Below are 26,464 nucleotides of genomic sequence, written 5' to 3'. Positions count from 1 at the left end.
ATGCGCCGGCGTTATGGGGATGTGGTGGTCGGCATCGATTTTTCCAAGTCGTCCGTGGAAAAACACCTTGAGAAGGGGCGGCGGGTGATACTCGGCGATGCGTCTGACAGCGATTTCTGGGAGCGCGCCGATCCATCCGCGACCGGTATCGGTCTGGTCATGCTGACCCTGCCGGATCCCAAGGCCAGCGCCTTTGCCATTCGCCAGATGAAAGAGAAAGGATATACGGGGCAGATCACCGCCTCGGTGCGTTATGATGATGAGGCTGCCGGGTTGAGGGAGGCGGGCATCGATGCCGCCTATGTGATCTATGAAGAGGCCGGCGTCGGTTTTGCCGATCATGTGTGCAGATACATGGATCGCCGTGACTTTCAGGAGGCCGGCCTGACCTCATGAACAGATGACGGCGGCCGGGGTGGCGAATTGGATGGAACAAGAGGACGGCATACGTGGTCTGACGTCGGTTTCAATCTTATTCATCTAATTGAAATTAATATCAATTGAACAATTGACAACAGTTGTTGTATCGGATATCTGAACTCACATGATCCACAAACGAACGCTGTCACGCCGGTTTGCCAGAGACCTTATTCTGGTCATGATCGTCCTGTCTGCCGCTGTCATCGGCCCGGTGGCTTATTTTTCTTTCACGGCCCAGCGCGATATCTCTGAAAAATTTATCGATGGCGCCGCGGCGCGCGCCGTCGCCGAGTTTCAGTCCCTGGCGGAAACCATGAACCGCAGCATCGAGATGGTGCGGGACTGGTGTGCGTCCGGCAAGGCATCACTGGCTGACACCGGCGGTTTGAACGGCCTGCTTTTTCCTTTGTTGAAACGTGAACAGCTGCTTTACGGCATCTCGGTGGCGGATACCAATGGCGACAGCTATTACGTGGCCGCCGAAGGAGACGGCTGGCGCACCAGCGAAACCCGCACCGGCGAGTCCGGGCGCTTCTCCACGAGTCGTCTCTGGGATGCCGGGCAGCAGCCGGTGGCCGAGGAAAAGGAAACCAGTCAATACGACCCGCGGCAGCGCCCCTGGTTTCTGCCGGCCCTGTCGGCGGCGACGGTGTTCTGGACCGAACCCTATGTTTTCTACAGTCGCAACAACGTGGGCGTCACCGCGTCGATCTCTTCCGGGCAGGCAGCGGACGACCCGCAAACGGTGATCGCCTTCGATATCCTGCTGGACGATCTGTTCCGTGAAATCAACCGCTTCGCGCCCAGCCCGAACAGCCGCGTTTTCATTTTCAGGCGGGACGCCCAACTGTACATGCCCGATGCCAGCGGCAGCTTACCCGATTTCAAGCCCATGGACCAGATCGATGATCAGGTGATCCGCAAGATGGTTGCCTCCTGGACGACCCGGGAACAGGATGCCGGAGATGTGTTTTCCGTTCGCCATGAAGACGGCATCTGGTGGGGCGGGTTTCGGCCGCTGGAGCACGCCAACCGAAACACGTGGGTGGGCGTCTTGGTTCCGGAGACGGACATCACCGGCGGGGTAACCCGGCGGCAGACCGTTATCTGGGTCGTCGGGTTTATCGTGCTGCTGGTTGCGGGAGGACTCTCCTTTTGGATGGTCAGGCGCTATGACCGCACCTTCGATAATTACGCAGACCTGTACGACCACACCTCACCCGAAGCGAGCATCCGCCGCCTGATCGGCATCGGCGAGGGTCGTGCAGTCGAATTCAAATCCACCATGCGCATGAACCTGCATACCGGCAAAGCGGGCAAGGAGATCGAGATAGCCTGGCTCAAGGCCGTTGCCGCGTTCATGAACACCGATGGCGGCATTCTGCTGCTTGGCGTGAGCGACAGCGGTGAGATCAACGGCCTGGAGAGCGATGGTTTCGAGAACCCGGACAAGTGCATGCTCCATTTTAAAAACCTGATCAACCAGCATGTCGGCGCCGAGCTGTCCAAATACCTGAACTTCAGCATTGCCGAGATCGATGGAAGAACAGTCGGCGTGGTGGTGTGCAACCGTTCCAGCGAACCGGTTTTTCTCAAGACCCCCAAAAGCGAAGCTTTCTATATCCGCAACGGGCCATCGAGCGACGAACTGCCGGTCAGTAAAGTACTCACCTACATCAAACACCGCAATTAAACCCCATCGCTGTTTTTACGTTTCGAACGAAGCGGTAGGGATGTTGAAAAACGATTGCGCGTGGGCTATCCGGCGCCAACAGTCGACTCAACCGGCAATGACCAAACGGCCACCGGATGGGATTTGGCGAAGGGGCTTTTAAACCGTAAATATGGGATCAATCCCTTCGTGCCGAAAACCTCACCGGTTTAAACGACTCGATGCCTGGCCTGCGATTGACGATATAGATGCCGATGCATACCAGGGCAAGGGCGGTCAGCAACCGATAGGTGATGCGTTCATCGAGCAGTATGATGCCTTCCAGCACGCCAAAAAGCGGCGTAAGAAATAAAAATGCACTCAATTTCGATGCCGGGTAGGTTCTGACCAGCCAGAACCAGGCCAGGTAGGTGATAAAGGCGACCCAAACGATCTGATAAGCGATACAGCCAATTACCAGCGGCGTCGCATTCGTGATCTCCGTTTGTCCCAGCAGCGCCGCTCCGAGTGGCAGCACGACGGCGGATACGACAAGCTGGTAGAGCAAAACACGGCTTGCGCGGATTCCGGAAAGCGGGCTGGCTTTTACCATGATGGTGGCGGCGGCCCAGAAGACGGCTGCCAGTACCAGCATCGTGTCGCCAGCCATCATCAAGGATTGCGGCTTGCCGACGGATTCGCTGAACGCGGTCACAATTCCCAGGAATGCGCAGCACAGACCCGCAAGTTGTGATCTTCCCAGGGATTCTCCCGGCACAAACCAGTGGGCCCCCATGGCTGTAAAAAATGGCATGGTATACAGGAAAATGACCGACCGCGATGCACTGGTAAATTCCAGTCCCCAATATATCAGTAAAAATTCGATGGAAAAAAACAAGCCGACGGCCATCCCCCACCAGAAGGTGCCGTCATTGAGTTCCATTTTTTCCCCGCGCACGACCATCCACAGATATAGCAGGATCGCCGCACCAATTGATCGCAGGCCTCCCTGCAGCGCGGGGGCAATGCTCTGGACGGCGATTTTAATTGAAATCTGTTGAAGTCCCCAACTGGCACACAGGATAATCAACAGGACGATGGCCTTGATATCAACTTTTACCGGTCTTGCGGTCATGATCAATCCGTCAACCTTTAATAAGGGCGTGCACGAAGACTGGCGCCACCGGTGGGCGGGGTGCAGCCGCCTATCGCCACCCGGCGGCTGTATGGATAACCATGCCCCTTAAAAACCCGACTGCTTGCCGGTCATTTCTTCTATTTCGACTTTGATCACCACCGTGGCGTTGACCTTGTTTTCAGGAAACTCGAACGTGTTGTCGGAATAATGGGCCATGATGATGCCAAGCGCCTGACGTTTGGGCTCCAGTCCTTCGACCATCGACGCTTTGCCAAATCCGATGACGCTCTGAAATTTCATGCTCCAGCTGCATGCGTCGGCATCCTCTATTGCTTCAACGGCAATATCGAATTCAACACAGACGTTCGGGTTTTCTTTAAGGATATCAATCTTGCGGCCTTTCAACGCGCCGTGAAAATAAAGCGTATTGCCCCGGTAGCCGAAATTCAGGGGAACCACATAGGGCCTGTTTCCGTCGACCATGCCAAGCCTGCACACCGTTGCTTTTTGAATAATGGCATCGATACCCGATGCATCCGACACCGCTTTTTCATTTCGCCTCATGGCCTGAGATCCCTTTCCATTGGTTGGTTGTCCGTATCGGCCGAATTCGATCATCCAGCGTTTCAACGCGGACCCCTTGATACAATTTTTCTGGGAATAATTACAGACGCAATAACCATGCTTTCGCAGCAGGTGTCGTGTGGATGCCGGCGTAAGCCGGCATCTTGGCTCTTTGCGGGATGCTGCCGAGACGAAAACCAGAGGATATTCCCATCCAGCCCTTTCTGCCTGCGTCCGGGGTGCCGGGCCGGGTCTTCTTGTCGCCGTTCGTTATCTTTTTTTTCTGCAGGCCGATCCGGTTTTCTGATCAACCGCATCCCTGTAGATGGATAACGTGCGTTTAAAAACACGAGGCCAGGTATAGTGAGATGCAATGGCTTCGGCCTGGGGGTCGGCGATGTCCGGAGCATGGCGTGCCGCCGCCATCATCTCCAGGATGCTTTGGCATAACGCATCTTCCAGCCGGGTCTCGTCTTGTGGATAAGGACGGTCAATGGTTTCAAGGGGCGGCAGTCGAATCAGATCGATCGTGTCTCGGTTCGCTTTTCCAAAGATCTCACGGAAGCCGGACAAATCGGTGGTGATGATCCGGCATCCGGAAGCCAGACCTTCGAAGAGCACCAGGGGGAGGCCTTCAAAAAATGAAGGCAGTATCTGGACGTGGGCTTTTTTCATCAGTTCCGATAATCGATGGTGGGTCACGTAACCATGGTTGGTAACCTTTTGGCCCAATCTTTTTGCGAGGTCGATGCAGTGGTCATACTCCTGCCCCTTGCCGCTTCCTGCCATGTGCAGGTGCCAGTCGTGATGCTCGATCTTTATCAGGGATTTGAGCAGCCAGGGAACGCCCTTGCTGCGATTATATTTACCGGCATAGAGGAGATGAACGGTTCCGGCAGGGGATTTTGGGGCACGGGTAAACATCGTTTGATCATATCCGCCACCGACGACGACTATTCGATTTAACGGGATGTCATACAGACGATGGATATCCCTTTTCTGATCGCCTGTCAGCGCGATGATCTTGTCCAGACGCCGGCAGTAGCGTTTCACATAGCGTCTCAAATGCGGGCAGTTGTTGTATTGTCTCAGTTCCGTGCCATGGCAGGTGGCCACGACGGGCATCGTCGGGAAAAGCTTTCTCACCAGGGCGGAGAGCAGAAAGAGATGATTCGTGTGAATGATATCCGGATTGAACTGGTTTACCGCACATTCAAGCACGCGGGTGAAGGCCGACTTGTAGGCGGTCAGACGCCGACCTTTCAGATCTTTGAACAAAGAACTACTATAGGGCATCACATCCGACATCCCGGCGACCGGGAAATTGAGTGACCCCGATTCGAACCGAACATAGGCGCTCATGGGTTGAGGTACATCCATCAGCGAAGGAATCGCATCGGCGGGGATGCCGGCGACCCGAAAATTTGAGAACCCGTGTTTACGGGATTCTCCGATCATCGCCTCGAGATAGATTCCGCTGCCGGTCATCTCCGGTCTCTGTCCGATGGCATGCAGTATTCTAAGCGGGGTCATAGGGGGGAAAGGCATCCTTGTCAGCAAGCGGTTCAATGGTTTTTAAACGCCCATAGGCCAGCCGCCACGTTTTGGACAGTTTGGCTCGCCGTGTCGGCCACTGGAAACCAAAATGGCCGCATAAACGGCAAAAAACGGACATCTGGTCCGACATTGTGTCGGCGTCATCCGGCAGTTCGTTCCTTCCCAGATGGTAACCGAAGATCCGGTCGATCCCACCGGCCACGGCACACATGTAATATCCTGAAGGCGTTAATCCCAAACCGCACTCCTTTATGATGCGGCAACCGCAGGTGTAGTCGGAGAATCGGTTAATGCGCGTATCGACAGGTGCCACATTGAACGGTTTAAATAGATTGACGCGCGAAGACTTCAGCGTACTTTTAAGCGTGATCGCGTCAGGCAGCTTCTCCAGAACCCGATGAACGCGGTTCCCGAAGAAATTGGTTCCCAGCACTAGCTTTACAGAAGGATTATGCGTCTTCTGATAATTGATCAACAGATCGATAATGTCAAAAAGGCGACTGTGAAGGGTTGGCTCTCCGCCCAGAATCCGGATCCGTTTCCACGCGATCGCTTTTGCCATGCTCTGCCTGATGAAGGCCGCCACATCGGCGACAGGCATTTCAATATCACTCGGCGCCTGCGTGCATGAACGGTTGCAGTTGATGCATTTCAAGTTGCACTTGTAGGTGATGTCGATCTCAACATAATCGCGGCTGCGATTAAACTGCCTGCCGAACCGGTTGGCCACATACGATTGGGCGCGAACAAACTGGTACGCATCCAAAAACAAACGCGTTGCCGTGATATTTCGATGGCGGGAGGGTGTCTTCAAGGACGCCTTTTTCAGTATAGACATGAGCGTTTCGTTTTTGGTGGATCCAGTGCAAGCCAGGGCCAATCGATGACACCCTGTGGATTCAACAGGGCGACCAGGCCGGGATCGCGCATGTCGTTCCAGACGAATGTTTCAAAGACAAGGTCCGGTGACGGGAGCCCCAGCGTGACGTGCAGGTGCGGCAGGATGGTTGCTTTTGAACGGCTGGTGTCGGCGATGGTGGCGATGATATCCCCCCGCGATACGACCGCACCCGGTTTTATGTGATCCAGTGGTCTCGTGTGGGCATAGATCGATATCAACGTGTCAATTTCAGGTTGGGTCTTTTCGTGTTCAATGACCACGGCCTGACCCAGGTAGTCGGCAAAAACAGACCTCACCACGCCGTCGTGCATTACCGGAATGCGAGTTTGTCGGTCGAGACGGCGCAGACGCCCGGAACCATCCTCGTACAGGCAAAAGTCGAGACCCTCATGGGGGAAATCACGCCGACCCTGGTCCCCCCACCACTTGTCCGGTGAATGAAAGCGCATGCCTGGACAGAAAACCCAACATTGAAAGTCCTTCGGGTCAAGACCGTTTGCCCGGATGAGCATTTCGGTGAATCGGGTTTTCCTCAGGTCCACGATCATCCCCTGTTTCTATATAATATCAGAAGACAGTCTCTGAGCACCATTTTCACCACACGGTCACTCAGGAACACTATTTTTAGCGGTTGGCCCGAATCTTCTCAGCACCGGGACACCTATCGCATAAATCCCGGCAAACAGCGGCGCGCACACCAGAAGCCAGGCCACGATGGCGTAGAGGATCGTATCAAAAAAAGAAGCGATGGTGCCCCAGAAATCCTGCCGGAAAAGCGCGCCCAACTCCTGAACCGAAAACGGAGGCGGATCCTCCTGGAAGATGAATGCGCCAAAACTCATAAACGGGATCAACAAAACAATCTGCAGGGGGTACACCAGATAGTTGAACAGCTGAACGACAGGCTGGTTGAGTCGCAACGCGACGGCGACGGCGGCACTGATCAGGGTCGTCGCACCCAGAACCGGGAACATCCCGATGACCGCGCCGAAGGCGATGCTCAGAGACAGCCGTTCCGGCGAGATGCCCTGCTTGAGCAATTTCAGGATCGGCCGGCCGATTTTATCCTTTAAGACACCGCTTGTCATTGTGGTCTCATCGTATTGGTTGACTGTTGACGTGTTCATCAAGTTTGGATGTATCTGTTTACGGTTGCTTCGCTTTCAAGACATCTTTCACAATAAACCATTTTACTTTGTATCCGCAGCGATTGGAATCAGAATCTCGTTTCGCCTCAGAAACCAAGGTGTAAACGGCGCATTGTACCGGGCCCAAAGCGGTCCGCCGGCAATCTTAAGCCCCTTGTCGTTGATCCACGCTTCAAGTTTCCTTATGTTCTCGAGATAGCCCTTCTCGCTCCAGAAGCCGGAATAGCGCACGGCAGCCATCCGTCGACCCGGCACCCGGCGAAGGGTTACCTTGGGATTTTTCGGCACCGGCAGGGTTTCAAGCGAATACGAGGCCGGCATCATGAAGCTAACGGCCCACTTGTCTTCCATCCGCTGCTGGCCCACAGGCGCCGTCATCTTGATTTTCTCAGGACTTGCCTGTTGGGAAACGGGTGCGGTCATCTCAACTTTCCGGCGCGATCGGTTTTCGCCTGAGATGTAGCCAAACAGTATATTGAACGCTATACTGCCAGCTTCTTCGAGGCTTCCCACCACGAGGGTTTCGGCAACAAGGTGGGGTGAATAGTCACGGATTTCAAAATGGTCGTCTTTTTCGACAACGGTGTATGTGGCTTCTTCGATCGCCATCGTCTCCGTTGTACCAGTCACTATAGACGCAATGGCGAGTAAAATCCCGGCGGTCTTGTTCATTAACAGGTCTCCACTGTCTATCGCTGGGTTTAAAGTGAAATAACGGGAACCGTTTTACATCCCAAAGCTTTCCGGACTTTCCTTAAGGTAAAGATGATGGGAAAATCAGAGCGGTTCCTGAACCTTGCCACCAGTGATGGGCAAATCATTTTGCATGGCCCGCTCCTTTGCAAGGGTGCGGGCCACCGCACCGGGTGCATGCGTTCGCCTGGAGAACAGGCGGTATGCCACCGGCACGACAAACAGGGTCAAGATCGTCGCCGTCAATACGCCGGCCAGAACGACGATGCCGATCACCATGCGGGTCTCGGCGCCGGCACCCGTGGAGAGAATCAGGGGGATCGCGCCGCTGGCGGTGGTAATGCCGGTCATCACGATCGGACGCAACCGGACCTCGGATGCTTTCAGGATGGCGTAATCAAACGACTTGCGCCGATCCCGGAGTTGGTTGGCAAATTCGACGATGAGAATCCCGTTTTTCGCCGCCAGACCGACCAGCATGACCAAACCGATTTGGCTGTATAGATTCAAGGTGCTTCCGGTCAGGTAAAGTCCAAGCAACCCGCCGGCAATCGCCAATGGCACCGTCAGCATGATTACGAGCGGATTGATATAGCTTTCAAATTGGGCTGCCAGGACAAGAAATACCACCAGGATCCCCAGCAGGAAAACGAATATCATCGACTGGGTCGAGAATTTATAGTCCTGGGATTGCCCCTTGTAATCGACAATCACGTTTTCCGGTAGATGCGCCTTGACCAGACCTTCCAGGTAGGCCAGCGCATCGCCCAAGGCCAGGCCGTCGGCAAGATCGGCCGCTAATGTGATCGCCCTGACGCGATTGTAGCGGTTCAGGGTGGTTGAATCGGCGAATTCCTCCAGCGTGACCAGATTGGACAGCGGAATCAGGTCGCCGCTGCGCGATGAACGCACATAGATGTTCTGCAAATCGGTCGGCGTTCGTTGACCCTGCCGGTCGCCTTCCAGAATCACGTCATACTCCTCACCGGCATCGATATAGGTGGTCACCCGCCGGGAGCCCAGCATCGTCTCCAGGGTTCGACCGACATTGCCGATGGTCACCCCCAGTTCGGCCGCGCGATCATAGTCGATGTTGACCTGCAGCTGGGGTTTGGTTTCCTTGTAATCCCAGTCAATTCCGATCAGTCCCGGATTGTCGGCCTCGATCCGCTCCAGCAGCGTGTCGCGCCATTGGGCCAATTCCGGGTAGGTGCCGCCGCCGATGACGAACTGGAGCGGTTTTTGAATGGATGCGCCGAAGCCCTGGCGCATGACGGGGAAGGCGCGCACCCCCGGAAGTCCTGCCAGTTTGGTACGCACCTCATCCATAATGGCCCAGGCGGATCGCCGCCGGTCCCAGTCGTTGAGAACAAAAATCACGATGCCGGTGTTGAAGTTCTCATAGCTCGAAAATGTCCGTGGTGCGCGGACCAGCAACCGGGTCGCCTCTTCGTTTTCGACGAAGGGCATCAAGCGCCGCTCGATTTCATTCATATACTCTTCCATATAGGCGAAGGAAGCGCCTTCCGGTCCGTTGACGATCACAAAAAAAGCGCCGCGGTCTTCCTTGGGTGCATATTCAGTGGGTATGCGCTCAAACAACCACACCATTGCAGCGATCAGCAGCCCAAATAATCCCACCGCCAGCCAGGGACGCTTCATGATGCGGCCCAGCAAGCGACGATATCGTTTTCGTATGGATCCGAACAAGCGGTCCATCAGGGCAAGTCGATCCGGTTGGCCGGCTTTTTTACGTCGGAGAAATTTGGATGCCAGCATGGGAGACAGGCTCAGGGCGACAATGCTGGAGAAGCAGACCGCCGCCGCCATGGTAATGGCAAACTCTGAAAACAGGCGCCCCACATCCCCCTGCAGAAAGGCAATGGGCACAAACACCGCGACCAGTACCACGGAGGTGGCGATAACCGCGAAACCGACCTGGCGGCTGCCGGTGTAGGCAGCGACCAGGGGCGTTTCGCCTTTTTCCATCATGCGTCGGTAGATATTTTCCAGAACCACAATGGCGTCGTCCACGACCAGTCCGATCGCCAGGACCAGCGCCAGCAGCGTGAGTAGATTGACCGAGAAACCCAGCATATTCAAAACGATAAAACTGGCGATAATGGAAACCGGAACCGTCACGGCCGGTACGATCGTGGCCCGCATGCTGCCCAGAAACAGATAGATCACCAGGGTGACCAGGCCGATGGCAATCAGCAGGGTCTTGTAGACTTCCTTGATCGCATCTTCCACAAATACGGATGTGTCGTAGCTCTGCTTGATTTCCATCCCCTCGGGCAGGGTGGGGTTGAGTCGCCGCATTGCCGCTTTGGCGCCGCGAGCCACATCGATCGTGTTTGCGGTCGATTGTTTGATGATGCCCATGCCCACCATGGCCACGCCATTGCCTCGAAAGAAGGTCCGGTCCTCTTGGGTGCCGCGTTCGACGCGGGCAATGTCACCCAGGCGAACCAGGTGACCGTCGGCGCCGCGGGCCAATACCAGGCGGCTGAAATCCTGCGCCGTTCGAAAGGCCCGCTCGACACGCACCGTAAAGTTGCGTGCCTGGGACTCGATACTGCCGGCCGGCAGCTCCAGATTTTCTGCCCGCAGGGCGGCCTCAATGTCGCCTACCACAAGCCCCCGCGCCGCCATGGCGCTGCGGTCGATCCAGACCCGCATGGCATAGGTTTGACCGCCGCCGATTCTCACACGAGCAACCCCATCCAGAACCGAAAACCGGTCGACCAGATAACGATCGGCATAATCCGTCAAAGCCGGCACGTTCATGCGATCGCTGACCAGGTTCAACCACATGATTACATCGTTGTTGGAATCGACTTTCTGGATTTCCGGCGGATCGGCTTCGTCCGGCAGATCGCCCAAAATCGCCGAGACCCGGTCCCTGATATCATTGACCGCCCCGTCGACATCCCGTCCGGTATCAAATTCAATCGTTACCGTGGAAAGTCCGTCTTCACTGGTCGAGGCGATAAAATCGATGCCTTCGATACCGGCAATGCGTTCTTCGATGAGTTCGGTGATGCGCGTCTCCACCACATTGGCGGACGCTCCAGGATAGAGGGTTTCGATGGTTACCACGGGGGGGTCGATGTCCGGGTATTCGCGCAGGGGCAGCCGGTCGAAGGAGACCAGGCCGAAGATGATCAGCAGCAACGATATCACCGCGGCAAATACCGGCCGCTTGACGGAAACATCGGAAAGGATCATTGGCCCGTGCCTTTCTGTTCACGATTCAACAGGCGGGCCAAGGGCTCATTGCCGCTGTCCACGGCGATGACGGTCACGGGTTGTCCCGGTCGGGTCCGCAAGGTGCCGTCTACAACCACGAATTCACCGGATTGCAGACCGTCCAGAATTTCGACTTCACCCGGTCGACGACCGCCGATGGTTACTTGGCGACCCTGGGCAAGGGTGGGTTCGACGCTTCGGTCCACGACCAGCACGAGGTTGTCGCGCCCGGACGGGATCAAGGCTTCCTCGGGAATCACCAGCACGTCCCGTTGGTTTTTAAGCAAGGTGACATTCATCAGCAGACCCGGCTTAAGCAGGCGTTCCGGATTGGGTAGCGTCGCCCTGACAACAATGGCCCGTGTGACCGGATCGATGCGGCTGTTGACGCTGGCTACGATCCCTTCGAATTGACGCCCGGCAAAGGCCGGCGATGTGGCGACAACGGGCAAGCCGGTTTTAAGGCTCGACAAGTGAATCGACGGCACCGTGAAATCGAGCTTCATGACACGGTCATCATCCAACGTCGTGATGATGTCACCCGGCTCGATGAGGGCGCCGACGCTGATATTGCGCAGGCCGACAACCCCGGCAAACGGTGCCATGATCAGGCGATCCCGCAGTTTAGATTCGGTGGCCCGGAGGCGGGCCTTGGCGGTTTCATATTCCCGCCGCCGCTGATCGAGCAGCGATGTGGACGCCGCCCCGCGCTGAACCAATGGGCGCACTCGATCATACTGTTTCTTGGCCTCGGCAACCGTCGAGCGCTCCTCTTCGATCAGGGCATGCTCCTCTTCGCTGGTCATCTCGACCAGGATAGTGCCGGCTTCCACCCGCTGGCCATCCTCGAAATGGATGTCGGTTACGATTTCGGAAACGGTTGCGGTCAGCGCCACAGTTTCGTTCGCGCGCAGCGTACCGAGAGCTTCCACACGGTCGACGAAGCGATCGATGGCAGCTTTTTTGACGATCACGGGTACGGCCTGCTGAGCGCTTGTCGGATCAGCCCCGAGTGTGCACGCTATCCCAGTTAAAGCGATCCACAGCTGGACTTGCCGATACGGTTTACGGTGTTTCATTTCGGACCTCCACTTGAGGCTGCGTTCACTCGGCCTCCCAGCGCACGGTGAAGTTGTATGCGAAAACCCAGCAGCGCTCTCTTCTGGCGCACGATGATGCGTTCGATGCGCTGCAGCTCTTTAAGCGCGTCCAGGACCGGCAGAAAATCCGTCAGGCCGTTGGTGTATCGATCCCTGGTCTCTTCGACAGTGCGTTCCAGAAAACCGCGGCGGCGCTCCAGGCGATCCAAAAACTCCCGCTGTTTGCGCTCTTGATATAGGGTGTTTTCGACATCTTCGATCGCCGATAGATAGGCCTGGGAAAATATTGCCAGCCGCTCGATATACAAGGCCCGGCTGCGCTCAACCTCCGCCTTGCGGGCACCCCAATCTACCAACGGCTGTACGATCGAGCCCAACAACATCCCTGCCGGGCCGGAAAATTCCGAACCGTCGGCATAAAAAAAGGACCCGTCAAGCGTGATGCGCGGCAGACGTTCGGCAATGGCTTGCCCAATCTCCGCATCGGCTGCGACAAGTTCATTTCTAAGGGACCTCAGGTCCGGCCGGTTGAGCAGCAGGTCCGAGGGAACGCCGATAAAAGGAAGGTCCCCAATGGCAACGAACCTATCGTCGTCGTCCACGCGATCCACGGCGTCCGGTGCCTGCCCGATCAACACATCCAAGCGGTTTTCCGAAACCCGCAGCAGTGCTTCGGTGGGGGGCACCAGGCTCTCTGTTTCGGCCAGCTGGCTGCTTTGCTGCAGCACATCCACCGACGCCGTAAGCCCGGCTTCAAAACGAAGCGCGGTCAGTTCCAGCAGGTCCCGGTCTAAGATGATCTGCTGGTCGAGCAACGCCAACTGGCTGCGCTGCTCGACGGCATCGAAGTAGGCGTTGGTCACTTCCGCGGATAAACTGAGCCGGATGGCCCGCAGGTCTTCCATGCGCGCAGCCTGCTCACTCTGACGGGCGAGGGCGGCGGAGCCCAGTCGATTGAACACATCCACTTCCCAGGCCAACGCGCCGCCGACCGTATTCAACCGATTGCGAGTGTCGCCGTCGGCCCAATCTTTCAGCATGGAGGCCTCGAGATCGACCTGGGGCAGACGGGCTGTTCCGGCCTTGCGGGTTAACGCATCGGCCTGATCGAGCCTGGCCAAACCCCGCATGATGTCGAAATTATCATCCAGGGCCTTGGCGATGAGTGAATCCAGTTTGGCATCGTTGAACGTTAACCACCAATTTTCATCCACTGGTATTGTGGCTGGCGAGGCGATGCTGAAAGCGACGCCCCCTCTTTCAATTGGCGCGGGAGACCGATCGATGGTGTGGGATTGACAACCGGAGACCAACGCGCCGGTCAGAAGGGCCAATGATAGGTATCGACGGGGTCCACGATATCGCACGTTGCACTCAGCCTTCATTTGTCTAACGATTGCTGAAATCCTGCTGCAATCAGTTTTTCATGGCGGCTTGAATCCGCAAGTACTCGCCCAAATTGTCCATCGTCACCAAGCCGACGAGTTTCCCCTGATTCATGACCGGCAGCGTGTGACAATCGCAATCGCTGAGCTTGGTAAGGGCGGATTCCAACATATCCAGTTCATCAACCGTGGTGTAGTTTCTCTGAATGGCCGATGCGACAGTCGGATAGTTTTCCTGGTCGGCAAGTGCTCTCAAGAGATCGGTTTGCGTCAGGACGCCTTCCAGACTGCCATCGTTGACGACCGGAAAATCCTTTTGGGATCCGGTCAAGGTCAATTCGACGGCGCGTTTCAAGCTGTCATTGACTTCGAGTTGTCTAAAATCACTGATCATGGCCTGCCGAACCGTTATGCCCCCAACGGCAGATTTCATCTGGGCCATGCTGGCCTCCTGGGCTGCACCGATCCACACGAACAAGGCGATGAACAACAAAAACGGGTTGTAGAACAATCCAATAAAGCCAAAAAGGACCGCGATACCTTGACCGATGGCAGCAGCCGTTTGTGTCGCTCGACCGTATTCCTTGCGAGTGGCCAGAATCGCACGCAGCACACGACCGCCGTCCATGGGGAACGCGGGTATCAGATTAAATGCGACCATGAAGACATTGACTGCCAAAATCCGCTCCAAAAAGGGGCCGGTGGTGATCGTCATGGTCTGCATCGGTTCCAGCGATGCAGTGGCTTTCAACCACACGAACAGAACCACAGCGATGACAACGTTGACCGCCGGCCCGGCAATGGCGACCCACAACTCCTGCATCGGATGGGTCGGCACGTTCTCCAATCGAGCCACACCGCCGATCGGCAGCAGGATGATGTCACGGGTCTTGATGCCGTATCGCCTGGCCATCAGCGCATGCCCGAATTCATGAAGAACGACGCACAGGAAGACCGCCAGAATGAATACAACCCCGGCTACGGCGGCGGTCAGGCTCTGTCCCTGACGCCAGTGGACAAATGCCACCCAGCCGAGAAGCAAAATGAAGGTAAAATGCATGAACACATCGATGCCGGCGAATCGGCCTACTTTGATTGACCATTTCATGGGTAGAGCCCTCCACAAACGCAACCGTCAAACTACGCTTCGGAAATTGCGCGGACGTTAAATTTTACTTATCCGATAATATAATCAACGGGTGGTGATACCGGCAATGTGAGCCTGTTGATCGTAGGGTGATAGGTCGAACCTACCCATATGTGGGTTGCAGGGCATGCGTGGGGAAGAGATGTCCTCACAGGACGAGGTTGAGCGCCGCCTCATCCACAACCGGCCGCCTGTGGACGATTTCAGGAACCTGAAAACGATTGCGCGTGGCCATACGGCGTTATCATTCGACTCAACCCACCTGCATTCCCTCGCCGGGTTGGGCTGGCTTGTCCCGCCTGCGGTCGGGTGATTTTTCAACAGGCGCTCAGGTCACCGGGTCATCCATCACTTTGCGGACAGTATCCGCCAGGTGACTCAATGTGATCGGTTTCATCAGCACTTGGTCGACGCCGATCTCCGCCAGGGTATCGGTGTTGATATTCGCACTGAATCCCGTACAGAGAACGATGGGTATGCCGGGTCGGATTTTTTTGATTTCTCTGGCTAATTTTTCGCCGGTCATTTTCGGCATGGTCAAATCGGTGATGACCAGATCGTACTTGTCAGGATTCCTTCGGAACGATTCAATGGCCTCGATGGGGCTTACCCGGGTCTCAACCAGGTATCCCAACCCTTCCAACAACTCGTTGCCGATTTCGGTCAATTGCTTTTCATCGTCAACAAAAAGGATGTAGCCTCTGCTGCATGAGAAGATTCTGTCTTCAGCTGTTGAACGATCGGACGCCGTCATGGCAAGCGGGAGAAACACCTGGAAAGTCGTTCCTACACCCGGCCGGCTGTAAACTTTTATACTCCCTCCGTGATCGTTTACGATTCCTTGAACAGTCGAAAGCCCCATGCCAGTGCCTTTACCGGATTTTTTGGTAGTGACATACGGGTCGAAGATCCGAGCCAATAGGGTTTGATCCATACCATGGCCGGTATCGGAAACAATCAGCTTGAGGTACTCTCCCGGACTGATAACCGGATCGCTCGATGAATCATAAATGCCGATGGTGACGGGGGCGAGATCCACTTCAAGCAAACCGCCGTCTTTTTGCATGGCATGAAGTGAATTGGTACAAAGGTTCATTGTCATCTGGTGTAATTGTGTTTCGTCAGCAAGGACGTCGCCCAATTCAGATTGAATATCGTGCCTGATTTCAATGGTTGAGGGAAAGGTCGCTCTTATCAGCTTTAGGGCGTCATTGATAACCCTGCTGATGTCCATGGCCCGCTTTTCCGATCTGCCCTGTCTGCTGAACGTGAGTATTTGTTGAACGAGGTTCTTTGCCCGGACACTTGCCATCCCGATCTGATCGACGTAATGCCTCAGCTTGGAATGTTCCGGGCATCTGAGTTGCGCCAACTCCACGTAGCCATAGATGGCGGAGAGGATATTGTTGAAATCGTGGGCGATTCCGCCGGCAAGTGTCCCCAGTGCCTCCATTTTTTGCACCTGGCGAAGATGCCGTTCCATTTTCGCTTTTTGTTTTTCGTCATTCTTTTGCTGGGTGATATCCCGGGCAAAGGATAGGGAATACCTGTTCCCTCCAACCTCCAGGAGGTTGGCCGTGACGTCCACGGGAAATGTCGTCCCGTCTTTGCGTCGATGGACGGTTTCAAAGTTTACGGTGCCTTTTGCGCACATGCGTTGCCACAATTTACTTCTTTCCGCCGAGGACATGATCGCATCGATATCCAGAATACTCATTCTGCACAGTTCGCCACGGCTGTAGCCGAGTTTTTTGCAGGCCTGTTCATTGACGTTTAATATCCGTGAATCCTCTCCTGTCCGAAAGATTCCGATTGAGGCTTTGTCAAAGGAAAACTGCGTCAGGAGCAGCGCCTCTTCAATTCGTTTGTGTTCGGCGAGGTGCTCGGTGATGTCCCGGCATACACAGAAGATCAATTTCTGCCCCCTGTAAACAGCGCCATTGGTGCTGATCTCAACGTCATAAAAGGTGCCGTCTTTCCGGCGGTGGCGTGTCTCGAAGTGATCGCCGGTCTCGTCGATGGTTGCGAGCATTTCCAGCAGTTTTTCTTTCTTGAACTGAGCGTCCCAGTTCCATACATGAAGCCGATGGACTTCTTCGAGAGAGTACCCGAGCATACGGGCAAATTGATGATTCGCCTCAAATACCTTGCCTTTTGGGTCGAGTACAACGATCCCGTCTCTGGATTGCTCAACCAGAAGTCGCCTCCGGTTCACTTCATCCTTGAGCAACGCCTCCGCGTTCATGCGATCGGTGACGTCCTTGACGTGTCCAATGGCCCCTGTGACCCTGCCGTCACTATCTTCGAGTCGACACATAGAGATTTCAAACCATTCGGCAGGCTTTTCGGCGGATGGATACGGCAAAATCACGATGTGCGGTTGTCCGGTTTCAAGAGACCCGATACATGGGCATTCCAAAAGGGAATCTTCTGCGTCTCGGAAAACGGCGTGCCAGTTTTTACCGATCAAGGGCATTTGAGAGGCGCATTTTTTTTCCATCCAGCGATTGGTCCGAACAATGGAAGCGTCACGATCCAGGACGACGATTCCGTCCTGGATGGCATTCAAAATACTGTCCAAACAGGGTCGCCTATCCTTGAGATAGTATTCGAGAGCCGCCATTGCTATGATTCTCCAGATTATCGTAAAGCCGTAGACATCATCCCGAGACGGATGGCCTGCACCTGGTTCGGTTTGCCTTCGTCAATCGTCAGGCACCCAAGTGGAATATGACATGATGCTTATAGTGACGGAACACCAGCCAGAATGGTTATAACATCGGCCGATGGTGTCGGCAGATGCAGGTTTTGCATATGCCTTCATTCCCATGAAAGAAAATGGGTTGGTTAAAAAAACCGTTCATGCATGGATAGAATGGAATGGTTGTAGTGGTCAAGGGCTATCCAGATGGTGCATGTGCTCAACTGCTGTTTTAGGCGAGCGACAGTCTGGATGTGCTTACGGATGGTATCGGACGGAAAGTGAACCCTGTCAGATGTGGCGGGGCATCCTTTGCTGGAGCATCGCGAGACCTTATTTTCAGTACCGGCGACCTGGACAACCGCTCAATACAAGCCGAAGCGGTTCAATTCGGACGGGTCGGGTTTTATGGCTGGGTCGACTCATCCTGGTTGGCCGGCTTTTCAGGCTTCAGCTGCCTGTGCTACCGGCGGGGGCACGGGTTTTTTAAAAATAGTGGCCCGCCGCAGGCGTGCTCGCGTCTAGTCGTCCCACGCCGTTCCATAATCCCACGTATCTTTGATGATTTCCACAATCAGCGACGTCTCCACTGAATTGACGCCATCGATCTGGCTGATCCGCTCAAAAATGAGTGTTTTGAATTCTGACAGGGAGCCGGCAATGAATTCGATATCGATGTCGTTGCCGCCCGTGGTCAGTGCCACGTAGTTCAGGGTATCGATCTCTTTGAGAGCCTGGAGAATGTCATCTTTTTTCTTCAGGTCGATGCTGAGCTTGATGTTGCCGATGATCTCGAATCCGAGCCGGATCGGGTTGCTGACCGCGATCACCTTGATGACTTCATCATTGATCAGCCGCTTCAATCGACTCCTGGCGGTGGTTTCCGAAATGCCGAGTACCTTGGCGATGCTGACGATGGGCATGCGGCCGTCTTTTTGAAGCAGGGAAACCATCTTCCGGTCGACGCGGTCCAGCTTTTGCGCCCCAGATGAAGTTGTTTTCACGTCCGGAGCCCTCCCTGTTAGTGGGTATGGTTTTGTAAAAAAACGAATTCAATCAATAATAATAACATTATTAGCGATTAACGCTAATTTTGTCAAAATATTTGTTGCAAAAAGTTTTTGATTCCTCTATGTGAAAGCTGGGGGCAGTATTCGTCTCGGTCGACAGCGGCGCATCGGCGCCAGGCAATCAACCCAATCTGATGAAAATCGTAACCATATAAAACGGATAAGCTGTCTGACGGGACCTGCCCCCGGAGTCGGATTGCGTTGGCGGCCAGTTCAGCACTTAAGGAGAAAGCATGAAACGCATCATTGTGATCGGGGTCGGCGCTCAGGGAAGCACCATTGCCAAACGGATGAATGACCATCCCGAGGTGTCTGAAATCATCTGCGCGGATTATGACCGCAAAGCTGCAGAGGCGCTGAGCGGATCCCTCAGCAAGGCCCGGGCCCTTCAACTGGATGCCAGCGACGTCAACAACGTCATCCAGGCAGCCAAGGGATGTGACCTGATTGTCAACGGCCTGCCGCTGGATTTCAACCTGCTTGTCATGGAAGCGGCGCTGGCGGTGAACGCCTCCTACTTTGACATGGCGGGCCCCATGGAAGATATCGGTTTCGTGGAGAGTTACAAACTGCTCTTTTCCGAATGGCATGAAAAATTCAAGGCCAAGGGCCTCACCGCCCTGGTCGGTGCCGGTTCATCGCCCGGTTTGGCCAACGTGATGGCCAGGGAAGCCGTCGAGAAGATGGACCGCTGCGAAACCATCAGTATCTTTGTCTTCGAGAATGTGCTGACCAAGCGATTTACGCCATTCTGGTGGTCCCCGGAAGTGGCCTTCTGGGATATGGCATACAAGACCTTCCGCTTTGAAAACGGAAAGCACGTCACGGACAAGCCCTTCAGCCGTCCCATCCGGATGAGATTGAGGGGCATCGATCGGGACGTGCGCATGGTGGACCACGAACATGATGAACCGATTACCATGGGGCTGCTGGCCGATAAGGTGCTCAAAGGCGTCAAGAATGTGGATTTCAAGTACGGCGGCTTCGGGGTGAAGCTTTCCGAGCTGTTTTACCGGATGGGGCTGCTTTCCGACGAACCGGTGGATGTCAACGGCACCAAAATCGTTCCTATGGACCTGATCCTCAAGCTGTGTCCACCGGCCCCCAAATACCCGGATGAACTCAAATCCATCATCAACGACGGGGTCGTGGCCGAAGAGGGGGCTTTTTTGGTCCGTGTGGAGGGCTACAAGGATGGAAATCCCATACAGATAGACAGTTATGCCGTGGGCCCGGGACTGGTGGAAGCCTTTGAAACCTCCGGCCTCAGCCATGAAGCCTATCTGACCGGCCAGTGTGCGTCGGTCTTCGTCAAAATGATGGTGGATGACGCCTTTACCGAAAAGGGGGTTTTCGTTCCGGAGCAGCTCGAGGCGGATGCCCGGGAATACTGTTTCCGCAACCTGGCCGACCTGGGGGTGACCATCGATGAAACCCTGCAGAAAAAAAGCCTGTACGCCCGTGATTCCCGCAAAAACAGCGCCAAACGCCAGCAGGGTTCCGTCGACCGGACCGAGCAGGGTGCGCCTGCACCGTCTTTTGCCTGACAGCCCGATCGACTTGGAAACTGCCGCGCTTTCCGCGGTGCCGGAATAAGACCAAACGGTTTGAAAAGGAGGCCCGATGAAGTTTGTTCGTGTCGATATGTCGGCAAAAACGGTGGTGGACCAGAGCGTACCGGACGCTTACCTGGGGATCGGCGGGCGGGCATTGACATCGTCATACATCAACGACCATGTTCCTGCCACCTGCGACCCCCTGGGGCCCGACAACGCGTTGATCTTCGCTCCGGGCTATTTCAGCGGCACGCCGCTGGTCAATACCAGCCGTCTCTCCGTGGGCGCAAAAAGCCCGCTGACCGGCGGCATCAAGGAGAGCAATGTGGGGGGAACCGTCGCAGCGGCCCTGGCCCATCTCGGTATCACTGCCATTGTCGTCGAAGGAAGGGCCGCCGCCGGCGAATGCTGGATGCTGAACATCGATGCTGACGGCAACGCCACGCTCGTGGACGCCATCGATCACAAAGGGGCCAGAACCTATACGCTGGTGGAGAAACTCAAAGCCACCCATGGAGAGAACATCAGCATCACCTGTATCGGTCCTGCCGGAGAAATGCGGCTTGCCGCCGCTTCGATTCAAACCACCGATCTGGACGGTCGCCCCTGCCGGGCGGCCGGCCGCGGCGGTCTGGGTGCGGTCATGGGGGCCAAGGGACTCAAGGCGATCATCGTCAGCCGGAAAGGCAAATCCGCCGATCCGATGGCGGACGCCGAGGCCTTCAAGGCCGCGGCAAAGGAATATGCCAAAGCCGTCAGGGCCGACGAGTTCAGCGGCGAGATCCTGCCAGCGCTGGGATCGGCCTGCCTGGTGGCACCGATCAACGAAGCCGGCGCACTGCCCACCCGCAATGCGCGCGAGGGGCAGTTCGAGGGGGCCGAACAGATCAGCGGCGAAACCATGGCACGGATCATCCGCGAGCGCGGGGGCAAGAACGCCCACAAGGGGTGTGCGCAATGCATCATCGACTGCTCCAACGAGTTTGTCGACGCCGACGGCCGTTATGTCACCTCTTCCCTGGAATACGAAACCATCTGGTCCATGGGTGCCATGATCGGCAATAGCGACCTGGACAGCATCGCCCGGCTGGACTTTCTGTGCGATGATATCGGCCTGGACACCATCAGTACCGGTGTGGCCGTGGCCGTGGCCATGGATGCCGGACACAAGCCGTTTGGTGATGCCGCCGCCGCCATCCAGATGGTCGAGGAGGTGGCCGCGGGAAGCGAGTTCGGCCGACTGATCGGCAACGGACCGGCCGCCGTGGGCAACCATTTCAACCACCCCCGCGTGCCGGTGATGAAGAACCAGAGCATGGCGGCTTACGACCCGCGGGCCATCCAGGGCATGGCGGTGACCTACGCCACCTCGCCCATGGGGGGTGACCATACCGCCGGGTGGGTGGTTGACCAGAACCTGGAGGCCTTCGGGGGAACGCTGGACCGCTTTTCGGCCAAAGGCCAGGTGGAGGCTTCCCGTAATACGCAGATCCACATGGCGGCCGTGGATTCGGTAGGCATCTGTGACTTTGCCCAGACCGGACTGGCCGGCCCGCAAGGGATCGCCACGGTCTACCGCATGGTGGCCGCCAAATCCGGGAAACCATTCACCGAACACGCCTGGCGTGAACTGGGGCTGCGCGTGCTCAGGGCCGAGCGGGACTTTAACCGGCGCGCCGGATTCACCCCCGCGGACGACCGTCTGCCCCGCATGTTCTACGAGGAACCGCTGCCACCGCACAACAAAGTGGTGGTGGTGGATGACGAGGCCATGGAAAAGACCTTTGACTTTTGACGGAAATGGCCATACAGCTTTCCATCAAGCTATACGGGACACTGGACAAATGGGTCCCGGGGTACGATCCTGATACGGGGTGCGAGGTTCGCCTGTCGCCGGGGTCGACGGTTGCGGACCTGATCGCCCACCTGGGCCTTCCCCCCCGTTCGGTCGGCATCGTGTCGGTCAACGGCCGGGCGGCCAAACAGGCGGACGTATTGCCGGATCGGGCCCTGGTCAAGGTGTTTCATCCCATTTTCGGTGGCTGAACATCGGCTTGACGGTTGATTGGGTTTAAGCATCCTTTTCATTCTCACCTTGTTAACCCATTGTTTAGACAATGCATCCGGATCTTAGAGGATATGAACCAGAACCAGAATCTTACGACTGACCAAGGCCTCGCGGTAAAACACGTCTGCAAACAATTCGGTGATGTAATTGCCCTGGACGACGTTTCCCTGGACGTTGCGCCGGGGGAATTTTTTACCCTGCTGGGTCCATCGGGATGCGGCAAAACCACCTTGTTGCGGATCATTGCCGGGCTGGAAATGGCCGACTCGGGTCAGGTCTTCAGCGGCGGCAAGGATATCACTCGCCTGCCGGCCATCAAACGCCAGGTGAACACGGTTTTTCAGAGTTACGCCCTGTTTCCCCACCTGTCCATTTACGAAAATATCGCTTTCGGGCTGCGTTCCCGCAAGTTTCCCGAGGCCGAAATCAAAAAACGGGTCAACCGCCGGTTGGAGATGCTGGACCTCAGCACCATGGCCCAGCGCCATCCCCATCAGTTGTCCGGCGGCCAGAAGCAGCGGGTGGCCCTGGCCCGGGCCCTGGTGAACGAACCCGACGTGCTGCTGCTGGATGAGCCCATGAGTGCCCTGGATGCACGTCTGCGCGCCCAGGTGCAGGAAGATCTGCGGCGGCTGCAGCGCAAGCTGGGACGGACCTTTATCCTGGTTACCCACGATCAATCCGAAGCGCTGGTCTGCAGCGACCGGTTGGCCGTGATGCGCCAGGGCTGCGTGGTTCAGTGCGGCACGCCTGAAGAGGTATACGACAACCCCAAAGACAGCTTCGTGGCTAAATTTCTGGGGGCGGCCAACCTGATCCCCGCTACCAAGGCTCCGGGCGGTGTTCGGACGGCCTTCGGCTTTCTGGCCCTGGATAAAGAGCCCGCCTGGCAGGAGGGCACCGTGGCGATCCGTCCGGAATGGATCGGTATCGGCGACAAGGAACCCGAGCGCAACGGCATCCGTGCGCGCGTGACTGAAACCGTATACCGGGGAACCAATTTCGACCTGTGGCTGGAGCCGGGTCCGCTGCGTGTGCGCACCAGTTCCTACCGTCGAATCGATCCCGGGCGGGAGGTCTGGCTGGAACTGGCTTCCAAGGAACTGGTGATTCTTGAAGATGAAGCGCACTGATTCGATGATTACCTGGTACGGGGAATTGACGACCCGGCGGCAATTGCTCAAGCGCGGGTCGTTGCTCCTGTCTCCCGGGATGCTCTGGCTGATGCTGTTTCTGGTGCTGCCCGGCCTGGTGCTGGTGCTCGTGAGTGTGGTCACCCGGGGCGCCTATGGCCAGTTGGAGTGGACCTTCACCCTGGAGAATTACAAGCGCCTGGCCGGCTACACCCTCTTTGGCTGGACTCCGGATTACCTGATGATCCTCTGGCGGTCGGTGGTGGTGGCTTTTTTTACCACGCTGGTTTCCGTCCTGCTTTCCTATCCCCTGTGCTTTTTTATTGCCGGCCGGCCCGAACGCAGCCGCTACATGTGGCTGACCCTGGTGATTATTCCGTTCTGGACCAACATGGTCATCCGGGCCTATGCCTGGTTCCTGATTCTATCGCCGGAGATGCCGATTGCCAAGCTTGCGGCGGTTTTTGGCTTCATCCCGGAAGGGGCCCCGCTGTATCCCAATGCCTTTGCCGTCTATCTGGGGATGGTGTCCATGTTTCTGCCCTTTGTCACCCTGCCGCTGTATGCCAGTGTCGAACGCCTGGACTGGTCGCTGGTGGAAGCGGCTCAGGATCTGTATGCCTCGCGGGTGAGGACCTTCACCCAGGCCATTTTACCCCAGACCATGCCGGGCCTGTCGGTGGGGATCATCCTGACCTTCGTTCCCGCCATGGGCATGTTCGTCGTCCCCGACCTGCTCGGCGGGGCCAAATACATGCTGGTGGGCAATCTCATTCAGCAGCAGTTCGGTACCAGCCGCGACTGGCCGTTCGGTGCGGCGATCAGCATGGGGCTGATGGTCCTGACCATGATCGGGCTTCAGATTTACCGTCGCAAAGGCAAGGAGATCCAGGTCGTATGAGGCGCCAGCATCCGTTGATCATTCTGATTTCCTACCTGACCATGGCCTTTCTCTACCTGCCGCTGGCCGGTGTGGCGGTATTCTCCGTCAATGCCGCCCGGCGAGGTATGGTATGGAAAGGCTTTACCCTGAAATGGTATCTCAAGCTCTTCGAGAACGACTGGATCCTCGAGGCCGCCTGGAATACCCTGCTGCTGGCGGTCGTCTCCACCATCATCGCCACGATCCTGGGCACGATCCTGGCCATTGCCATGGATCGCTTTCCCTGGCGCAGCCGAACCAGCAACTTTCTGGACATCATCCTGCACATTCCCGTGGTCATTCCGGACATCATCCTGGCCGCGTCCCTGGTGGTGGCCTTCGGCCTGCTGCGAATGGCATCGTCCCTTTTCGAACCCGGCCTCTTGAACATGATCATCGGCCACATCACCTTCCAGATCGCCTTCGTCGCCCTGGTGGTGCGCAGCCGCCTGGTAGCCATCGGCAGCGAGGTGGAGGAGGCCGCCAGGGACCTTTTTGCCACGAACTGGTACCTGCTCAGAAAGGTGATGCTGCCGCTGCTGATGCCGGGCATCATCGCCGGTGCCATGCTGGCCTTCACGCTGTCGCTGGATGATTTCGTGATCAGTTTTTTCACGGCCGGTCCCGAGTCGCAGACCCTGCCGCTGTTCATTTTTGCGGCTGTCCGAAGAGGGGTCACCCCGCAAATCCATGCCCTGTCGACACTGATCATGCTGGTCACGGTTGTCCTGGTCGTCTTGACGGAACGGTTCACGCGCCACCATGAAAAAGAATAAGGCGCCTTTTGCTGATGGACATCGATGCATACTAACCACCATTGCTGAAAAGGAGAAAAATGATGCGTAAAATCGGTCTGCTGGTGTTGGTATTGGTGCTTTTGGGCGGGATGACCGCCGGTGCCGAGGAACTCAGGGTATACACATGGTCGGAGTACATGGACGAGGAAAAGATGCCGGCCGATTTCGAAGAGAAGTTCGGCATCAAGGTCCGGCTGGACATTTACGAGAACAACGAGGAGATGGTGGCCAAACTGCAGGCCGGCGGGGCCAGCCAGTACGACATCATCGTCCCTTCCGATTACATCATGCCGGTGCTGATCAACCAGAAGCTGATCCAGCCGCTGGACCATGCCAAGATTCCCAACCTGAAGAATCTCAAGCCCCTTTTCCGGGAAGCCAGCTATGACCCGGGCAACAAATACTCCGTTGCTTACCAGTGGGGCACGGTGGGGTTGATGTACCGCAAGGAAAAGGTCAGCGACGCTGCGGCCCAGTCCTGGTCAGTGTTGTTCGATGCCGCCAAACAGCCAGGCGCGTTCTGGCTGATCGACTCCGTGCGCGAGATGATGGGCATCGCCCTGGTCTACCAGGGCAAGGACTTCAACAGCACCAACCCTGCGGATCTCAAGGCGGCCGCCGACTTGCTGGTGGCCACCAAACGGACCAAGAACTGCATGGGATTCAAGCCGGGTGTGGGTGGCAAGAACGACGTGGTCGCCGGTACGGCAGTGGCTGCCATCGTCTACAACGGCGACGCCATTCAGTCGGTGACCGAAGAACCCGACAAGCTGGGTTTCATCATCCCCAACGAGGGCAGCGAAATCTGGTATGACTCCATGTGCATCCCCAGCAAAGCGCCCAACCCGGACGCCGCGCACAAGTGGATCAACTGGATTCTGGAGCCCGAAGTCGGCGCCGAACTTTCCAACTATAACCAGTTTGCGACCCCCAACGCGGCGGCCGAAGCGTTCATCACGCCCGAAGACCTGAAAAACCCGGGAATCTACCCGACACCCGCGATCATGAAAAAGCTTTACTTCACCAAGGATCTGGGCAAGGAAAACCGGATCATGGATGAAGCGTGGACGCGCGCCAAGTCCCATTGATGGCCTGGCCATTGAACACTCCCCGCGGCGAAAGCCGCGGGGAGTGTTCTTGCGGCGACGGCGGTGCCGCCCGGCACCGTCAGGATGGACATCGATTCCCCATTGGCCCGCGCCGTACCCGCCGACAGGATGACCGGCATCTCCGCTTCGCTCCGGCAAGGGGCGGGACGTGC

At 56.5% G+C, this 26,464-nt stretch carries 22 protein-coding genes; 9 read left to right on the top strand and 13 right to left on the bottom strand.

What is annotated here, in order from left to right:
• Both ACZCED_RS18910 and ACZCED_RS18905 read left to right on the top strand, forming a co-directional pair.
• Nucleotides 1-396: NAD-binding protein (locus tag ACZCED_RS18910; protein ID WP_464861437.1), on the top strand; the 396-nt coding region annotated here is incomplete at its 5' end.
• 148 nt (nt 397-544) lie between these two features.
• On the top strand, nt 545-2,113 hold the full coding sequence (locus ACZCED_RS18905; RefSeq protein ID WP_464861436.1) for an RNA-binding domain-containing protein: 1,569 nt from the start codon (nt 545-547) through the stop codon (nt 2,111-2,113).
• A gap of 157 nt (nt 2,114-2,270) precedes the next feature.
• Here ACZCED_RS18905 and ACZCED_RS18900 read toward each other — a convergent pair whose 3' ends face one another.
• The 13 genes from ACZCED_RS18900 to ACZCED_RS18840 form a co-directional block, all read right to left on the bottom strand.
• The gene (locus tag ACZCED_RS18900) at nt 2,271-3,206 is read right to left on the bottom strand and encodes a DMT family transporter (protein ID WP_462971509.1); all 936 of its coding nucleotides are present in this window, start codon (nt 3,204-3,206) and stop codon (nt 2,271-2,273) included.
• Between the two features lie 108 nt (nt 3,207-3,314).
• Nucleotides 3,315-3,773 (bottom strand): pyridoxamine 5'-phosphate oxidase family protein, encoded by a 459-nt coding sequence (locus ACZCED_RS18895; protein WP_462971510.1) that lies wholly within the window; start codon nt 3,771-3,773, stop codon nt 3,315-3,317.
• Between the two features lie 270 nt (nt 3,774-4,043).
• Nucleotides 4,044-5,306, bottom strand: a complete 1,263-nt coding sequence (locus ACZCED_RS18890; RefSeq protein ID WP_462971511.1) for a glycosyltransferase family 4 protein — start codon at nt 5,304-5,306, stop codon at nt 4,044-4,046.
• Nucleotides 5,293-6,168 carry a radical SAM protein gene (locus ACZCED_RS18885; RefSeq protein WP_462971512.1) on the bottom strand — a complete coding sequence of 292 codons (876 nt, stop codon included), beginning with the start codon at nt 6,166-6,168 and terminating at the stop codon, nt 5,293-5,295. Before ACZCED_RS18885 ends, ACZCED_RS18890 begins: the two co-directional genes overlap by 14 nt.
• Complete coding sequence (locus ACZCED_RS18880) at nt 6,156-6,773, bottom strand: M23 family metallopeptidase (RefSeq protein WP_462971513.1); 618 nt, start codon at nt 6,771-6,773, stop codon at nt 6,156-6,158. Before ACZCED_RS18880 ends, ACZCED_RS18885 begins: the two co-directional genes overlap by 13 nt.
• 63 nt (nt 6,774-6,836) lie before the next feature.
• Nucleotides 6,837-7,319, bottom strand: a complete 483-nt coding sequence (locus ACZCED_RS18875) for a DUF2062 domain-containing protein (RefSeq protein ID WP_462971514.1) — start codon at nt 7,317-7,319, stop codon at nt 6,837-6,839.
• Nucleotides 7,320-7,421: 102 nt separating this feature from the next.
• On the bottom strand, nt 7,422-8,051 hold the full coding sequence (locus tag ACZCED_RS18870) for an SOUL family heme-binding protein (protein ID WP_462971515.1): 630 nt from the start codon (nt 8,049-8,051) through the stop codon (nt 7,422-7,424).
• Nucleotides 8,052-8,156: 105 nt separating this feature from the next.
• Entirely contained in the window at nt 8,157-11,303 is a 3,147-nt protein-coding gene (locus ACZCED_RS18865; RefSeq protein ID WP_462971516.1) for an efflux RND transporter permease subunit, read from the bottom strand.
• Nucleotides 11,300-12,298 carry an efflux RND transporter periplasmic adaptor subunit gene (locus tag ACZCED_RS18860; RefSeq protein WP_464861435.1) on the bottom strand — a complete coding sequence of 333 codons (999 nt, stop codon included), beginning with the start codon at nt 12,296-12,298 and terminating at the stop codon, nt 11,300-11,302. The genes ACZCED_RS18865 and ACZCED_RS18860 overlap by 4 nt, the downstream gene beginning before the upstream one ends.
• Nucleotides 12,299-12,399: 101 nt before the next feature.
• Nucleotides 12,400-13,758: a TolC family protein gene (locus ACZCED_RS18855; protein WP_462971518.1), complete on the bottom strand. Its 1,359-nt coding sequence runs from the start codon at nt 13,756-13,758 to the stop codon at nt 12,400-12,402.
• An 82-nt stretch (nt 13,759-13,840) separates the two neighbouring features.
• Complete coding sequence (locus ACZCED_RS18850) at nt 13,841-14,917, bottom strand: site-2 protease family protein (RefSeq protein ID WP_464861434.1); 1,077 nt, start codon at nt 14,915-14,917, stop codon at nt 13,841-13,843.
• A 367-nt stretch (nt 14,918-15,284) separates the two neighbouring features.
• Nucleotides 15,285-17,579, bottom strand: a complete 2,295-nt coding sequence (locus ACZCED_RS18845) for a PAS domain-containing hybrid sensor histidine kinase/response regulator (RefSeq protein WP_464861433.1) — start codon at nt 17,577-17,579, stop codon at nt 15,285-15,287.
• 599 nt (nt 17,580-18,178) lie between these two features.
• Nucleotides 18,179-18,661, bottom strand: a complete 483-nt coding sequence (locus ACZCED_RS18840) for an Lrp/AsnC family transcriptional regulator (RefSeq protein ID WP_462971522.1) — start codon at nt 18,659-18,661, stop codon at nt 18,179-18,181.
• A gap of 299 nt (nt 18,662-18,960) precedes the next feature.
• Here ACZCED_RS18840 and ACZCED_RS18835 point away from each other — a divergent pair, with 299 nt between their 5' ends.
• From ACZCED_RS18835 to ACZCED_RS18805, 7 genes are all read left to right on the top strand, one after another.
• Entirely contained in the window at nt 18,961-20,274 is a 1,314-nt protein-coding gene (locus ACZCED_RS18835; RefSeq protein WP_462971523.1) for a saccharopine dehydrogenase family protein, read from the top strand.
• A 76-nt stretch (nt 20,275-20,350) separates the two neighbouring features.
• Nucleotides 20,351-22,078 (top strand): aldehyde ferredoxin oxidoreductase family protein, encoded by a 1,728-nt coding sequence (locus tag ACZCED_RS18830; protein WP_464861432.1) that lies wholly within the window; start codon nt 20,351-20,353, stop codon nt 22,076-22,078.
• A 5-nt stretch (nt 22,079-22,083) separates the two neighbouring features.
• Nucleotides 22,084-22,329 (top strand): sulfur carrier protein ThiS, encoded by a 246-nt coding sequence (thiS, locus tag ACZCED_RS18825; protein ID WP_462970632.1) that lies wholly within the window; start codon nt 22,084-22,086, stop codon nt 22,327-22,329.
• A gap of 93 nt (nt 22,330-22,422) precedes the next feature.
• Nucleotides 22,423-23,484: an ABC transporter ATP-binding protein gene (locus ACZCED_RS18820; protein WP_462970618.1), complete on the top strand. Its 1,062-nt coding sequence runs from the start codon at nt 22,423-22,425 to the stop codon at nt 23,482-23,484.
• On the top strand, nt 23,471-24,385 hold the full coding sequence (locus ACZCED_RS18815; RefSeq protein WP_462970619.1) for an ABC transporter permease: 915 nt from the start codon (nt 23,471-23,473) through the stop codon (nt 24,383-24,385). The genes ACZCED_RS18820 and ACZCED_RS18815 overlap by 14 nt, the downstream gene beginning before the upstream one ends.
• The gene (locus ACZCED_RS18810) at nt 24,382-25,182 is read left to right on the top strand and encodes an ABC transporter permease (protein ID WP_462970620.1); all 801 of its coding nucleotides are present in this window, start codon (nt 24,382-24,384) and stop codon (nt 25,180-25,182) included. Before ACZCED_RS18815 ends, ACZCED_RS18810 begins: the two co-directional genes overlap by 4 nt.
• A 59-nt stretch (nt 25,183-25,241) precedes the next feature.
• Nucleotides 25,242-26,291 (top strand): polyamine ABC transporter substrate-binding protein, encoded by a 1,050-nt coding sequence (locus ACZCED_RS18805; protein WP_464861431.1) that lies wholly within the window; start codon nt 25,242-25,244, stop codon nt 26,289-26,291.
• Nucleotides 26,292-26,464 lie beyond the last annotated feature (173 nt).

The organism is Desulfosarcina sp., assembly GCF_055467485.1.
This window is presented reverse-complemented; position numbering and strand designations above follow the sequence as displayed.

Excerpts from the sequence above, each read along its gene's own strand:
- ACZCED_RS18900 (WP_462971509.1), bottom strand. The coding sequence starts at position 3,206 with ATGACCGCAAGACCGGTAAAAGTTGATATCAAGGCCATCGTCCTGTTG.
- ACZCED_RS18850 (WP_464861434.1), bottom strand. The coding sequence starts at position 14,917 with ATGAAATGGTCAATCAAAGTAGGCCGATTCGCCGGCATCGATGTGTTC.
- ACZCED_RS18890 (WP_462971511.1), bottom strand. The coding sequence starts at position 5,306 with ATGACCCCGCTTAGAATACTGCATGCCATCGGACAGAGACCGGAGATG.
- ACZCED_RS18885 (WP_462971512.1), bottom strand. The coding sequence starts at position 6,168 with ATGTCTATACTGAAAAAGGCGTCCTTGAAGACACCCTCCCGCCATCGA.
- thiS (WP_462970632.1), top strand. The coding sequence starts at position 22,084 with ATGGCCATACAGCTTTCCATCAAGCTATACGGGACACTGGACAAATGG.
- ACZCED_RS18865 (WP_462971516.1), bottom strand. The coding sequence starts at position 11,303 with ATGATCCTTTCCGATGTTTCCGTCAAGCGGCCGGTATTTGCCGCGGTG.
- ACZCED_RS18835 (WP_462971523.1), top strand. The coding sequence starts at position 18,961 with ATGAAACGCATCATTGTGATCGGGGTCGGCGCTCAGGGAAGCACCATT.
- ACZCED_RS18870 (WP_462971515.1), bottom strand. The coding sequence starts at position 8,051 with ATGAACAAGACCGCCGGGATTTTACTCGCCATTGCGTCTATAGTGACT.
- ACZCED_RS18815 (WP_462970619.1), top strand. The coding sequence starts at position 23,471 with ATGAAGCGCACTGATTCGATGATTACCTGGTACGGGGAATTGACGACC.
- ACZCED_RS18830 (WP_464861432.1), top strand. The coding sequence starts at position 20,351 with ATGAAGTTTGTTCGTGTCGATATGTCGGCAAAAACGGTGGTGGACCAG.
- ACZCED_RS18820 (WP_462970618.1), top strand. The coding sequence starts at position 22,423 with ATGAACCAGAACCAGAATCTTACGACTGACCAAGGCCTCGCGGTAAAA.
- ACZCED_RS18805 (WP_464861431.1), top strand. The coding sequence starts at position 25,242 with ATGATGCGTAAAATCGGTCTGCTGGTGTTGGTATTGGTGCTTTTGGGC.
- ACZCED_RS18895 (WP_462971510.1), bottom strand. The coding sequence starts at position 3,773 with ATGAGGCGAAATGAAAAAGCGGTGTCGGATGCATCGGGTATCGATGCC.
- ACZCED_RS18810 (WP_462970620.1), top strand. The coding sequence starts at position 24,382 with ATGAGGCGCCAGCATCCGTTGATCATTCTGATTTCCTACCTGACCATG.
- ACZCED_RS18845 (WP_464861433.1), bottom strand. The coding sequence starts at position 17,579 with ATGGCGGCTCTCGAATACTATCTCAAGGATAGGCGACCCTGTTTGGAC.
- ACZCED_RS18875 (WP_462971514.1), bottom strand. The coding sequence starts at position 7,319 with ATGACAAGCGGTGTCTTAAAGGATAAAATCGGCCGGCCGATCCTGAAA.
- ACZCED_RS18905 (WP_464861436.1), top strand. The coding sequence starts at position 545 with ATGATCCACAAACGAACGCTGTCACGCCGGTTTGCCAGAGACCTTATT.